This window comes from Hymenobacter coccineus (assembly GCF_001816125.1).
In the GTDB taxonomy this organism is placed as follows: domain Bacteria; phylum Bacteroidota; class Bacteroidia; order Cytophagales; family Hymenobacteraceae; genus Hymenobacter; species Hymenobacter coccineus.
In genome coordinates, this window is sequence record NZ_MDZA01000110.1 from 1 (window position 1) to 12356 (window position 12356).

Genomic DNA, 12356 nt, shown 5'->3' on the forward strand with positions numbered 1-12356 from the left:
AAGCGGAGCACCCGGCAGGCCCGGCGAGCCGAGATGCGGTAGGCGTCGAGGAGGTGTTGAGCCGCGTGGCGACGCTGCACGGGCTTCAGAACTTTTTTTGAGTACGTCTTGCAGCATCTGCTTGTCCAAGCCCAGGTCAGCCACGAGCTATTTGAGGTGCTGATTTTCTTCTTCCAACTGCTTGAGCCGCCGCACTTCGGGCACGCCCAGTCGGCCGTATTTTTTCTTCCAGTTGTAGTAGGTGGCCTCGCTGATGCCCATCCTCCGGCATACCTCGGCGACGGTGATGCCCGTGTCCGCCTGGCGCAGGGCAAACACGATTTGAGCTTCGGTAAACTTGGTCTTTTTCAGGGCATTGTCTGGGGTTTTAAGGTACGACAAGTACCCGATTTTCTCTCCTTTGGATTGGCCTAGTTTATTGAGAGGAGGTCAGAATTAGGGTAATCTTGTTGCCCTAGCTGCGGACGGAGGCGTACAGCTGGAGCGATTGCTTCTATACTTGCCAGTCCGTGCTTTGTCTGATGGCTGCCTCCCTGCCCACCGTTGCGTTTCGACCCGATTTAGCCGTAGGGCTGGAGGTGGTTGCCCTGCGACGCCTCTTGGCTAGTAAGGCCCCCACCTTGCTGGTACCCGTGCGGGCGGCGTTTTATCAGGTTATTTGGGTGCGGCACGGGCAAGCGCTGCACACCGTTGACTTTCAACGCGTCGTGCTCGGACCGGGCAGCTTGCTCTTTGTCGGGCCGGGCCGCGTGCACACCTTCGACCTGACGGCCGAGTACGAGGGGCAATTGCTACTCTTTACCGAGGCCTTCTTCGCTCGCAGCGACGCCGCGACGCGGTTTCTGCACACTACGAGTCTCTTTCAAGAGTTGCGCGACGTGCCCGTCGTGCTAGCCGACCGCGACGCCGCAGTCTTCGCCACCTTGCTGGCGCAGCTCGCCACCGAACTACGCCAAGCGCCCGATGCCTACCAGCCCGTGGTGTTACAAAATGTGGTGCACACCTTCTTACTCTTGGCCGAAAGAGCGCAGCGGCAGCAAGGGTATCGGCCCCTGGACCGCAGCCCCCAGTTAACCGCCACGGTGCGGTTTCGCGCCTTAGTGGAGCAGCAGTTCCAGGCGGAGCGGTCGGTGCGCGGGTACGCCGCGCAGCTAAACCTACCGGAAAAGCGCTTGGCACAGGCCACGGCCAGCCTCTTGGGCAAGCGGCCCAAGCAAGTGATTGACGAGCGGGTAACGCTGGAGGCCAAGCGCCTGCTGGCGCATACGCACGCCTCCGTCAAGGAAATCGGCTTCGCGTTGGGCTTTGGGGAACCGACGAATTTCATCAAGTATTTCCGGCGCCAGACGCGCTTGACCCCTACCGAGTTTCGGGAAAGACACGTCGCTTAATTTATCCCACTCCCCCGTGGGGGAGGGCAGTTTTCTACCTTAAAAAGGCGGTGATTAACCTTTTATATGAAAAAGTGTCGGGGGACTTTTGTCGGCGCAACGACCCCTTCCCTAAACGCTAACGGCCCTTCAGCAACGGCTATCTGATGACGGACAACGAATTTCAAACCCTAGTGGAACAGTACCTTACTGCTTTCGCCGCTCCCTCGCTGGCCGAGCAGCAGCGCCTGCTGCGCGCGAGCGTTGCGGAGGAAGTGGTCTACACCAACCCCGGCGTGAGCGGCCGCGGGCTGAGCAGCCTGCTGGCCCACATCGACGGGTTCCAACAGAAATTTCCAGGCGGCAGCTTTCGCCTACATTGGGTGCGGCACCAGCACCAGCAAGCGCTCGCCGAGTGGACCCAACTCGACCAACAGGGCGCGGCACTTTTGACGGCCCATAGCTATGTGCAAGTAAATGAAGTGGGCCAAATAACGCACTGGGCTGGTTTCTGGAGCACTGGAGCAGTGTAGCCAACTCCTTTTTATAGAATGCGTGAATGGGAAGTTGAGGATACTAGCGGGGCAGCTACTTCCCTTCTTCTCACTTAGAAAAGTCTCTTAACGTAATGCATATTGTCGAATAAGTCGCGGAAAAGTGGTAGGTTTCGCCTTTCTTGCCACTGCGTCCGGCGTGGTACTTTAGCGCGATAAGCAGTCCCATTACGAGCAGCGCCTACTTAGGCTTACCTAGTCGGTTTGCAGTGAATAGCTTTGCGGCCTCACCAACTGACAGGAAGTTTAATGCCCCGTGGTTTACTCGAAAGTATCGTTCTGCTAGCAGTTCTTACCGCTTCCTGTCAGACAGAACCGCCCGCTCATACCCTGCCTTCTGTTCCCGCTACGGTTGCTGCCCCGCTTGAGTCGCCTACTACCGTGGTGCACGCGTTTTTAACTTGGTACGCGCACCATCAAACGCAACTCAATTCCCTGCCCGTCGTGCCCGCTGCCCTAGACGAGGACACTACCCGGGTCTTTGCAGTCGATTTCCACGCGGTCGAGGACTACTTACATGTACTAGCCAGTAGCCACACCGTCTCCCCCGCTTACCTGCAAGCACAACGTCGCTATTTCCAACAATGCCAAGATTCGCTCCAGGCGCGCCCCCAGACGGACGGACTAGGTGTATAATCCCAAGGAGTGATGGTGTATTTTCCGGGCTGGAATTTCGCACACACCTATAGGACAAGTACTCCACGGCAGCGCCCGCACAACGGCGGCAATACGGCGGGCGCGCTATCCAAAACAGCCAGGAAAGCCTACAAAGCTTAGCTACCCGGTACAGCATCAATCCGAAAACAGTGGCTAAGTGACGCAAGCGCCCCACCGTCCTGGATGCGCGCATGGGCCCCGAACCAGCTTCGACGGTGCTCAGCGCCGAGCAGGAAGCCATCGCCGTGGCCTTCCGTCGGCACACCTTGCTGGCGCTGGATGATTGCTTGTACGCGTTGCAGGCCGCGATTCCGCACCTGTCGCGCTCCGCGCTGCACCGCTGTTTCCAACGCCATGGCATCAGCCGCCTGCCCTTGAGCGAAGACGGGCAGCGCCCACCGAAAAAGAAATTCAAGGACTACCCCATCGGCTACCTGCATGTCGATTTCGCGGAAGTGCAGACCGAAGAGGGCAAACAGTACCTCTTCGTGGCCATTGACCGCACCAGCAAAGTGGCCTTTGCCGAGTTGCATTCACGGGCCAAACGCGTCGTAGCCGCCGAATTTCTGCGGCGCGTACTCGATAAGTTACCTTACAAAGTCCATACTGTGCTGACCGATAACGGCGTGCAGTTCACGCCCCAACCCCACCAGTTCCTGCCGGGCGGTCACAGCTTCGACCGCATCTGTCGGGAATACGGCGTTGAACACCGGTTGACCAAACCAGCCCACCCGTGGGCCAACTGCCAGGTCGAGCGCCTAAACCGCACGATTAAAGAAGCAACTGTTCAGCGCTTCCACTCCCAAACCACCGACGAGCTTCATGAGCACCTACAAGCCTTTTTGCTGGCCTACAATCACGCCAAGCGTCTGAAGACCTTGCGCGGGCTCACCCCACACGAATTTATCTGTGCCCAGTGGCAAAAGAACCCGGCTATCTTTACCCGAGACCCGACCCACCTCACGCTGGGATTATACACTTTGTGCTGGTTCGGCCCTACCTCGATGTCGGCGAAGGAGTTGCTGTGGTCACTTATGGACTGGCGCAGCCCGTGCGGTGGCGGCGCTACCCCACGGGCACGCCGGCCCTGCCGCCCCTCACCGACCCGCGCCGCCAAGCGGCGGCCCCGCGCATACTAGACGTGCTCGACTCGTCGGCCACGCCGGTGGCGGCCGGCACTTTGCTGCGCTTCGCTACTATCGGGCTGTACGCGCTGAAGGTGGGCGGCCAGGGAGGCGAGCCGGTGCGTACCCTGCCGCTGCTGGTGGTGCCGGCCAGCTTTCCGGGCCAAAGCACCGCGCTCGAAGTCATTGAGCCGCTGCTGTACCCCACCACCGCCGCTGAGCGCCAGGCGTTATTAAAATCATCAGGCCCCAAGCGGGCCATCGACCGCTTATGGCTCGACGCGGCCGGGGGCGACCAAACCCGGGGGCGCGACATGATAAGGCGCCACTACAGCCGGGCAACCACTGCCAATGAGGTGATTACGGGCCACAAGGCCGGTTGGCTCACCGACCGCGGCATCCCGTACGTGGTGCTGGGGCCGCCCCAGAGCGTGCGCCGCCTGGCCGATGGCACCGAGCGCTGGCACTACGACCAAGCCGGCCGCCAGGGCGAGGCCATGGCTTTTACCTTCCGGCCCCGCTCTAGTACCTTGAACACCTGCTTAGTCAAGACGAGCGGCTACGTACCTTTACGACCCAACTAACACGTTTAAAAGCCGTCGCTTCTCCCTGCCAGCCTAGGCTGGAGGCTCTCCTAGCGCCTGCTCATTAGCCGGCCGGGTACCGGCAAACAACCCGCGCAATACCTTCCCCTTCCAATCAGTAAGCTTTTTACCACTTCTTTCTTCCTCATGAATTCTGCTTTGAAAACTGCCATCGTCACGGGTGCCAACCGGGGCATCGGCCTGGCGTTGACGCAAAAACTGCTTGCCGAAGGGTACCGCGTAGTAGGCACGCCGCGCGGGCCAGCTCGATATAACCCATCCTAACCTGATAGTAGTGCCGCTGGACGTAACCGAAGCGGATAGCATTAGTGGCGCGGTGGCCCAAATCCGCCAGCTTGCGTCCCATGTCGACCTACTGGTTAATAACGCGGGCGTAGCCCCCGAAGTCATGTCAGTGGCCCCCCCCAGCCGGGAGGCGCTGCGCGACACGTTTGCTACTAATGCGGAGGGCACCATCTTTTTCACCGAAGCGCTGTTGGAATTGCTCGCCGATAAAGGACAAGTGGTATTCATTACCACCAAGATGGGCACCCCCCAAAATGCTGGTCCCAACGGCACGGCCTACCGCGTATCCAAGGCAGCCATTAACATGTACGCGGCCGTACTGGCCCAGCGCGTGGCGGACCGCCATATCCGGGTAACGCCCATTCACCCCGGTTGGGTCCAGACTCGCCTGGGCGGCGACCAGGCCCCGATGACGCCCGAGCAGGCGGCCGAAGCCATTTACCAGGGCATTACGGCGCCGCTGGCCAGCGGCCAGTTCTGGGACGGCGAAACTAATTCGGTGTTAGCGTAGCCGCTAGCTTCCCCAGTGCACCTGCACTACTTGCAACAGCCAGTAGCTGTTTGTTTGAGCGCAACCAAAGGTTGAGGCAACAGGGGAACAAATCGCTGCCAAACCCAGTCGGCGTTGCGGGCAGCACCCGGGCTGGTGGTTCTGACAAATGCACCGCACTTGCGCACGCTACACAGTTAGCGGGCCCTGGCCCTAAACCCGACACCTGCAAAAGTGCGTGCCGGCCCGTGTCAAGCAGCCCTGAACGGTATCGACGACGGCCAACGTGTGCTGATCGCTCGACTCTATGGGCAATATTGATGGATGGCCGACGATTTCGGGCCCTGAATGTGCTCGACGATTACCGCCGTCGGCTGCTAGGCGTGGAAATTAAATTTTCCCTTGCCAACCAGTTGCGTAGTACAGGCACTGACGCGCTTAGTCTACTGTCATGGGGTTGCGTTACCAGCTGGACTAAAACTTACTGTAAGTAGGTAAAAAGTAGAAACCAGCTACCAAGGTGAAGTGGGAGGGCCCACGTCAAATAGTTGGAATGCAACGAAGCCTACTTTAGAGGGCAAATAGGCAAAACAGTATTTATTCACAACGTCTTGTATTACAAAATTTTACTCGCTTACAAGGATTCTTGATTCAACCACTAATGCAACTCCATCTAGTGAGATGGCAGCCGAGTGCATAAATTCGTTGCGGGGGTCGGGCCGTGAGCCGGCACAAAACCGCGCACGCCGCACCACAAGGGACGGGCCGCTCCACTCGGGCCGGTTCGTCAGAGAACCGCCGTAGGCGCACCACATGTCCCCGGCCTTAACCTTACCTCGTCACTGCTTAAACATGATTCCTAATGCCCCCGCCCGTTACGTTGACTTAAGCCACACCATTTTCGATGGCCTCGTCACTTACAAAGGCTTGCCCGCCCCCATCATCTGCGATTACCTGAGCCGGGAAGATTCCCGAAAATTTTACGCGCCCGGCACGGAGTTCCAAATTGCCCGGCTCGACATGGTCGCCAACACGGGCACGTACTTGGATTGCCCGTTTCACCGCTACGCCGACGGTCCCGACTTGTCGCAACTGGCCTTGGCCGACGTGGCGGACTTGGAAGGACTGGTGGTGCGGGCGCCCCACGCCACCGCCATCGGGGCGGACTATTTTCAAGGCAAGGCCCTGCGCAACCGGGCCGTGCTCGTGCACACCGGGTGGGCACAGCACTGGAACACGGAACAATACTTTGAACAGTACCCTTACTTGACCGCCGAAGCCGCCGAGTACTTACGGGACAGCGGCGCGGCGCTGGTTGGCATCGACAGCCACAACATTGACGACACGACCGGCAAAAGCCGACCGGTTCACTCCACGTTGCTCGGCGCCGGTATTTTGATTGTCGAACACCTGTGCTGCTTAGACCAGGTACCAGACGAGGGCTTCCGGTTTACGGCCGTGCCCCCCAAAGTGAAGGGCATGGGCACCTTTCCAGTGCGGGCCTTTGCCAAGGTGGCGGGGGCGTAAGTTGCGGGCCGAACGTGGGGTGACCGGTCGGGGCCCTTGTTTTTTGCGACAACCGCATCGCTCTTGCCCAAAAAAGCTTTTGTGGAGCGAACACAGGCTTTCAACGTACCTTGTTGTATGACAGGAAGCCAAAAAAAGCAGTTTCGCAAGCGGTTTTAGGCCCACCGCCACCCGGCTAAAATCTTCTGGGTTAACCCCGGCGGCCAGCCCGTACGCTGTACAGCTTGTGGCAGTACCCAGTCTGTGGTGGATAGGCTAGTAACAAGGCTATGGCATTCACCATTCACGGGGTGGTCGGGCGCAAATGGATACCGAGCTAAGATGAACTGTGTTGAACGGCCAGACTTTAAGCAAGAGAGCTAGTAAAATCAGCTTGGTAAGGAACCCCCGATTTGACGATGGCGAAGGCTTGCCTGGGGCGCTTGTTGCACACGGCAATGAGGGCTAATTTCTTGTTCTTGCCTTCGGCCCCCAGCCGGTCAAAGAGCGCCGGGCAGGCCGCGTTCGTTTTTTTAGCTGAGAAGCGGCACCTGAACAGTTTACCGCGAATCAGCCCCCCGCCCATTTTGGTAATGCGTGCCTTGCCGCGGATGCTGGTGCCCGAGGTATGCTCGCGGGGCGACAAGCCGGCCATGGCAATCAGCGGGCGGTCGTTATCCAAGCGTGTAAAGCCCCCAGCAAAGCGCCATAACATGCCGGCGGTTTTGCGCCCAATGCCGGGAATAGCGCATCGTAGCCGCATTTCGGTTGCAAAGCGCTGCGCTAACAGCGCCAGTAGTTCCGCTCCCACGGTTTCTACCTGTTTGGTTAAGGCCCTGCGTGTGTGCTGGAGGCGCTTCAGCGCAAGCTTGCGGATGACCGGATGCTGCTGGCGCGCTTCGAGCGCGTTGCTCACCAGCGTTTTTTGCTTGAGCAGCGGCTCTTGTTCGAGCGGTCGACACGCGACCATTGTCATTTCATCGGGCTGCTAGACCTTGAGCGATTGTTGCTGCCCATAGCGCAGCCGCCGCTGGGCCTCATTGCGGTCACTTTTGCCCTTGCTCAGATGCAGTTGAATGAAGCGTTTGATGACCAGCGGATTGAGCACGGCCACCTGGCCGCCTTGCGCAGGCAGGTAGTACGCCAGGGCCAGATGGTAGGTACCCGTGGCTTCCATTACAAACTGGCAGTGCGCCCCGCAGGCCGCCACCAGCGGCTGAAAGCCGGCTTTACCATTGCTCACTGCCAGGTACTGGACGTGCTCCTGCGCGCGGTAACAAACGGCGCGCGTGGCTTTGCTCACCTCAATGCCGACGACCGGCAACGGCAGTTGGGGAGTCAGGACGAGGCAGCTTGAAGTGGAGAAAAGGAATAAAAAGGACTTCCAGGGAATCTTTCGCTATCCTAATACGGGCTCTCAGGCCTCCTGGAACTGTTCAAAGTGGCCCTGGAAAAGGACGGGGATTGTCATGTCAGACGAGCTCCAACGCCCCATAACATCGGAATCTTATTCCGCCCTTTTCCTTCTTGCTCAACCAAGTTACAAGCGGTGCCTGAACATAGGATAACATTCCCTTATACGCGGAACCTTGGAAAAGTAGTGGATTTAGGCCGCCAGCCGGGACGCGGCTCGCGTGGTATTTTGCCGATGCGGAAACGTACCCCTCCAAAGAGTCACTCCAAAAAGAAGGTTAATCTGAATTGATTGTTTCAGAATTATGTTACCTTTGCAACGCAACTCAATTATGTATGGCCAGAAGCGTCGAGTTCAATGAAGAGGAAGCTATTCAGAAAGCAATGGAAGTCTTTTGGGCAAAGGGCTACCACGGCGCTTCGCTTCGGGAGTTGACCGGTGCCATGGGAATCAACAGCAGCAGTTTATATAATACCATCGGCGACAAACACGCGCTTTTTATACGATGCGTTCAGCACTACACTGCGGTGCGCAGGGAGGAGCTGCAAAAACGATTGGTGAGCGGCCGGGCACCGCTTGAGGTTTTAGTCAGCTATATTCACGATGCTGTAGAAATGATTATCGACCAGGATAATAGCTGCTTGGCAATCAAAACAGTTTTTGAGGTGGCTGTTAACGACCCGCGCGTTAAGAGTATTCTTAAAGCAGGCAGTGATTACGATGCCTATTTTGTAGGGGAGCTTATCCGGCGTTCCATCGCGCAGGGGGCCTTGCGGACGGATGAGGAACCTGCCTTTTTAGCCGAGTATTTTATCTGCATCTGGAAAGGGTGGCACGAATCGTTTATCCTGAACAACGACCCCCCCAAACTTAAGAAAATGGCGCACTATTTTATTGCAAGCATAGCCAACTAATTTTTTCAACAATTCTGAAACATTCGCTTCAAAATTGCTACCCGTTGTAGCAGCTATTTTTCAACTCCTTCACTTCACCAGTCAACCTCACCATGCGTAACGAAAACATCACCCCAGATCTTAAGGGCAAAAGAGCGTTGGTAACCGGCGGCACCAAAGGCATCGGGAAAGCCATCGCGGCGGAATTAGCCCACGCGGGGGCCAAAGTAATCGTCTCCGCTCGCAGCAAGGGCGACGAAGACGATGCCGCCCTCCATTTTATCGCCGCCGACTTGACCCAACCCGAACAAGTGGCCAAGTTAAGCGCGGAAATCAACGCCCGTTTCGGCGGCCTTGATATTCTGATCAACAACGCGGGGGGGATTACTACCCCCGGGGGGGGCTACGGCTCGTTAACCGATGAGCACTGGGCAAGCGAGCTGCAATTAAATCTGTTGGCTTCTGTTCGCCTGGACCGGGTGCTGTTGCCAAAGATGCTCGAACAAGGCGGCGGCGTCATCGTCCACGTCTCCTCGGTGAACGGTCGGTTGTTGTCCTTGTGGAACACGGGCTTGGCGTACGGGGTGACCAAAGCGGGGTTGAACAGCTACAGCAAATCATTGGCGCTGGAGCTGGCCAGCAAAAAGGTGCGGGTACTGACCGTATCGCCTGGCCCGACGAGGACAGCCGGATTAGAGCAATTCATAGCGGCCCACGCCGCCAGCGCGGGCGTTTCGGTGGAAGAGGCGTACCAGCAGCTGCAAGCCCAATTCCCGCCGATTCCAATGGGCAGAATGGCTGAACCGGAGGAAATAGCTACTTTGGTCCATTTCCTGGTTTCGCCTGCTGCCGCTTATTTGACAGGGGCAAACTACACTATTGACGGAGGAGTGGTGCCGGTCGTTTAGGGGCCCCTCCAGACTCGGTACAGCAAGCCATAGTCGACCGAGTGGGGCACCTCCGTTGCCAGCCGCGTGGCCACGAAGGCCACCGCTTCGGGTGGCAGCTGGCGGGCTCAGGCCTCGGGTAGAAAGCCCATCAGCAGCAACACACCTGCAGAGCTAGGCCCAGGCGGTTGGCGGCGCCGCGAAACGGCAGCAGAAAGGCGCGGTCGGCCTCTGTCAAATGGAAGTGCTGGCGGATATCGGCTTCGAGCAGACTGGCCGGCACGGTCTGGTAGCGCAGCCGCTCGGGGGTGGTGAGAAACTCCTGCGGCATGGATTATCAAACAGGGTAGGCAAAACCACCCGCGTTTTTGGGGGCGGCAAGGCCTATTTTACACTCCAAAAAGTAGTTTTGCAAAGGAACTCCTTTTCGATAACCCCCCATGCCCCTGAACCTGACCGACCAGCCCGGGCGCGTCGCCCTCTACGCCCGCGTCTCCACCCTCGACAAAGGGCTGGACCCGGAGACGCAACTGCGGCCCCTGCGGGAATACGCCCAGCACCGGGGCTTTGCCGTCATCGAAGAATACGTCTACCAGGCCTCGGGCACCAGCGAGTAACGGACCCAGTACAAACGCATGATGGCAACGGCCAAGAAACGGCAGCTCGACGCGGTGCTGGTCTGGCGCTATGACCGGTTTGCCCGCTCCACCCAGGCGCTGGTCAACGCGCTGAAGGAATTCCAGCGCCTGGGCGTGGACTTCATCTCCTACCAGGAGAACATCGACACCACCACGCCCACCAGCGGATTGATTTTCCACGTCATGGCCTCGCTTGCTCAATTACAAAGCATGCTTAGCAGCCAGCGCGTGCGCGCTGGCATGGTGCGGGCCAAGGCCCAGGGCAAGCCCGTAGCCCGTCCCCCGCTGGCCCAAACCAAGCAAGAAGTTATTGCTCAGCTTATGGGCGAAGGCTTGTCCATGAACTAAGTCAGCAAGCAGTTAGGTGTAGCCTACGGCAGGGTTTACAATTACGTCCAGAAGCTAAAGACTGCTTAGCGTATAAATCCGCCCTTGTATGATTGCATTGCCTTTCAGTTAAAAGGTAGCCAGAAAGGAAAATGGGGACACACATCCGCCCTAACGGCAGCCTTTCGGGACTGACCGAGTTCACAAGAGTCGGTGCCCCATTTTCTGTTTTGCCTGAAGACTGCACAGTATGGAGGGAGCTAGGCTCGCCCCAGTATCCCGTATTTGTACAAGGAGAGTTACGGTAAAAACCTGACTGGCTGAGCTATTTCTCACTTTTTACCCTTGTGTATGGCTTCTGCGCGTTCGTCTACAGCTCCCCTCAAATACGTGGTGGGAATTGACATTGCCAAAGACACCTTTGTGGCCTGTTTCGGCCGTATCGACACCAGCCAGCACTTAGCCTTCGGCAAAGAAACCACCTTTGCCAACACCCCGGCGGGCTTTGCCGCCCTGCTGGTCTGGGCCGCCAAGCAGCAGGTGGTTGCCGCGCCACAGTGGTTCGTCGTGGAGGCGACGGGCGTGTATTACGAAGAGCTGGCCTACTTTTTAGCTGATAATACCTTTGCCCTAAGCGTCTTGCTGCCCAACAAAGTCAAGCATTTCGCCCAGAGCACCGAGCAGAAGAGCAAAACGGACCAACTGGATGCCCGCCTGCTTTGCCGGCTGGGCTTAGAGCGGGCCTTGCCGGCCTGGCAGCCCCCCACGCCCGCCCTGCGGCAGCTGCGCGCCCTCTCCCGCGAACGGCAGAGCCTTACCCAGCAAGCCGCCCGGCTCAAAACGCAACGTCATGCCTACCAGCATAGTTATCAACCGGATACGCGCACCCTGGACCGGTTGGCGGTTCGCATACAACTACTTGACCAACAACTAAAAGCGGTGGACCAGGATTTAGCTGCGCTACTGGAGACCGAACCGGAACTGGCCCGTAAGTTGGCCCACCTGACCAGTGTGCCGGGTATCGGGCGCACGACAGCTATCGTGGTGGTCGCCGAAACCAGCGGTTTCGGGTTGATGGAAAACGAACGGCAACTCGCCTCCTACGCCGGGCTGGATGTAGTGCAGCGGCAAAGTGGCCTCTCGGCGGGGGCCACGCGCATCTCCCGTCGCGGCAACGTGCGCTTGCGAACCGCCCTCTATTTACCTGCTGTCAGCAGCTTACGCTTCAATCCGCAGCAAATAGCCTTTTATGCCCGGCTACGCGCACGCCAGTCCAGCGGCAAGCCCGGCGTCATTGCCGTCATGCGTAAACTGCTGTTGCTCTGCTACTGCCTGTGGAAAAACGACTGCGCCTATGATCCGCACTACCATCCGGCCCGTTGCCTGGAAAAAGAAGTAGCCCCGACCAGTTAACCGGCCGAGGCTACACAGGATGGACCCGAGGGCCCTCCTTAAAGGTGACTAAAGATAAAAAAACTTGCCTAATTCCTTGCTTTTTATCACAGTATCTTTTGGCAGTAGGCCGCTTGGAAGACCTGGGGATACAGGCAACAACTCGTACGCCTGCTGCTATGTGGTAGCAGCAGGCGTACGAGTTGTGCCTCAG

The 12356-nt window shown here is 58.1% G+C and carries 12 protein-coding genes and 3 pseudogenes; 11 read left to right on the top strand and 4 right to left on the bottom strand.

Features of this window, described 5'->3' with window-relative positions:
* Positions 1–351 (bottom strand): annotated as a pseudogene (locus tag BEN49_RS29415) (transposase); the annotation flags it as partial.
* 170 nt (positions 352–521) lie between these two features.
* On the opposite strand from BEN49_RS29415, the gene BEN49_RS07840 reads away from it, so the two are divergent.
* The 7 genes and pseudogenes from BEN49_RS07840 (at position 522) to BEN49_RS07865 (ending at position 6612) form a co-directional block, all read left to right on the top strand.
* Entirely contained in the window at positions 522–1391 is an 870-nt protein-coding gene (locus BEN49_RS07840; RefSeq protein WP_070742485.1) for an AraC family transcriptional regulator, read from the top strand.
* Positions 1392–1537: 146 nt separating this feature from the next.
* Positions 1538–1903 carry a nuclear transport factor 2 family protein gene (locus tag BEN49_RS07845; RefSeq protein WP_070742486.1) on the top strand — a complete coding sequence of 122 codons (366 nt, stop codon included), beginning with the start codon at positions 1538–1540 and terminating at the stop codon, positions 1901–1903.
* A 706-nt stretch (positions 1904–2609) separates the two neighbouring features.
* Positions 2610–3558 (top strand): annotated as a pseudogene (locus BEN49_RS07850) (IS481 family transposase); the annotation flags it as partial.
* A 74-nt stretch (positions 3559–3632) separates the two neighbouring features.
* Positions 3633–4289: a GWxTD domain-containing protein gene (locus BEN49_RS07855; protein ID WP_070742488.1), complete on the top strand. Its 657-nt coding sequence runs from the start codon at positions 3633–3635 to the stop codon at positions 4287–4289.
* A 147-nt stretch (positions 4290–4436) separates the two neighbouring features.
* On the top strand, positions 4437–4574 hold the full coding sequence (locus tag BEN49_RS30100) for an SDR family NAD(P)-dependent oxidoreductase (protein ID WP_125916629.1): 138 nt from the start codon (positions 4437–4439) through the stop codon (positions 4572–4574).
* 10 nt (positions 4575–4584) lie between these two features.
* Positions 4585–5106 carry an SDR family NAD(P)-dependent oxidoreductase gene (locus tag BEN49_RS07860; RefSeq protein ID WP_158022791.1) on the top strand — a complete coding sequence of 174 codons (522 nt, stop codon included), beginning with the start codon at positions 4585–4587 and terminating at the stop codon, positions 5104–5106.
* An 831-nt stretch (positions 5107–5937) separates the two neighbouring features.
* Complete coding sequence (locus BEN49_RS07865) at positions 5938–6612, top strand: cyclase family protein (protein WP_070742490.1); 675 nt, start codon at positions 5938–5940, stop codon at positions 6610–6612.
* Between the two features lie 346 nt (positions 6613–6958).
* Here BEN49_RS07865 and BEN49_RS07870 read toward each other — a convergent pair whose 3' ends face one another.
* Positions 6959–7567 (bottom strand): transposase, encoded by a 609-nt coding sequence (locus tag BEN49_RS07870; protein WP_083325895.1) that lies wholly within the window; start codon positions 7565–7567, stop codon positions 6959–6961.
* Positions 7568–7579: 12 nt separating this feature from the next.
* Positions 7580–7915 (bottom strand): IS110 family transposase, encoded by a 336-nt coding sequence (locus BEN49_RS07875; protein ID WP_070742492.1) that lies wholly within the window; start codon positions 7913–7915, stop codon positions 7580–7582.
* Between the two features lie 425 nt (positions 7916–8340).
* Between BEN49_RS07875 and BEN49_RS07880 the strand changes: the two genes are divergently transcribed.
* A complete protein-coding gene (locus tag BEN49_RS07880; protein WP_070742493.1) occupies positions 8341–8919 on the top strand; it encodes a TetR/AcrR family transcriptional regulator in 579 nt (192 codons plus the stop codon).
* Between the two features lie 92 nt (positions 8920–9011).
* A complete protein-coding gene (locus BEN49_RS07885; RefSeq protein ID WP_070742494.1) occupies positions 9012–9806 on the top strand; it encodes an SDR family oxidoreductase in 795 nt (264 codons plus the stop codon).
* A 130-nt stretch (positions 9807–9936) separates the two neighbouring features.
* On the opposite strand, the gene BEN49_RS07890 is transcribed toward BEN49_RS07885, so the two are convergent.
* The gene (locus tag BEN49_RS07890; RefSeq protein ID WP_070742495.1) at positions 9937–10116 is read right to left on the bottom strand and encodes a DUF4158 domain-containing protein; all 180 of its coding nucleotides are present in this window, start codon (positions 10114–10116) and stop codon (positions 9937–9939) included.
* A gap of 109 nt (positions 10117–10225) precedes the next feature.
* Between BEN49_RS07890 and BEN49_RS07895 the strand changes: the two are divergent.
* Positions 10226–10771 (top strand): annotated as a pseudogene (locus tag BEN49_RS07895) (recombinase family protein).
* A gap of 330 nt (positions 10772–11101) precedes the next feature.
* Positions 11102–12163: an IS110 family RNA-guided transposase gene (locus tag BEN49_RS07900; RefSeq protein ID WP_083325897.1), complete on the top strand. Its 1062-nt coding sequence runs from the start codon at positions 11102–11104 to the stop codon at positions 12161–12163.
* The last annotated feature ends 193 nt before the right edge of the window (positions 12164–12356 follow it).

Excerpts from the sequence above, each read along its gene's own strand:
- BEN49_RS07840 (WP_070742485.1), top strand. The coding sequence starts at position 522 with ATGGCTGCCTCCCTGCCCACCGTTGCGTTTCGACCCGATTTAGCCGTA.
- BEN49_RS07845 (WP_070742486.1), top strand. The coding sequence starts at position 1,538 with ATGACGGACAACGAATTTCAAACCCTAGTGGAACAGTACCTTACTGCT.
- BEN49_RS30100 (WP_125916629.1), top strand. The coding sequence starts at position 4,437 with ATGAATTCTGCTTTGAAAACTGCCATCGTCACGGGTGCCAACCGGGGC.
- BEN49_RS07865 (WP_070742490.1), top strand. The coding sequence starts at position 5,938 with ATGATTCCTAATGCCCCCGCCCGTTACGTTGACTTAAGCCACACCATT.
- BEN49_RS07870 (WP_083325895.1), bottom strand. The coding sequence starts at position 7,567 with ATGACAATGGTCGCGTGTCGACCGCTCGAACAAGAGCCGCTGCTCAAG.
- BEN49_RS07880 (WP_070742493.1), top strand. The coding sequence starts at position 8,341 with ATGGCCAGAAGCGTCGAGTTCAATGAAGAGGAAGCTATTCAGAAAGCA.
- BEN49_RS07885 (WP_070742494.1), top strand. The coding sequence starts at position 9,012 with ATGCGTAACGAAAACATCACCCCAGATCTTAAGGGCAAAAGAGCGTTG.
- BEN49_RS07890 (WP_070742495.1), bottom strand. The coding sequence starts at position 10,116 with ATGCCGCAGGAGTTTCTCACCACCCCCGAGCGGCTGCGCTACCAGACC.
- BEN49_RS07900 (WP_083325897.1), top strand. The coding sequence starts at position 11,102 with ATGGCTTCTGCGCGTTCGTCTACAGCTCCCCTCAAATACGTGGTGGGA.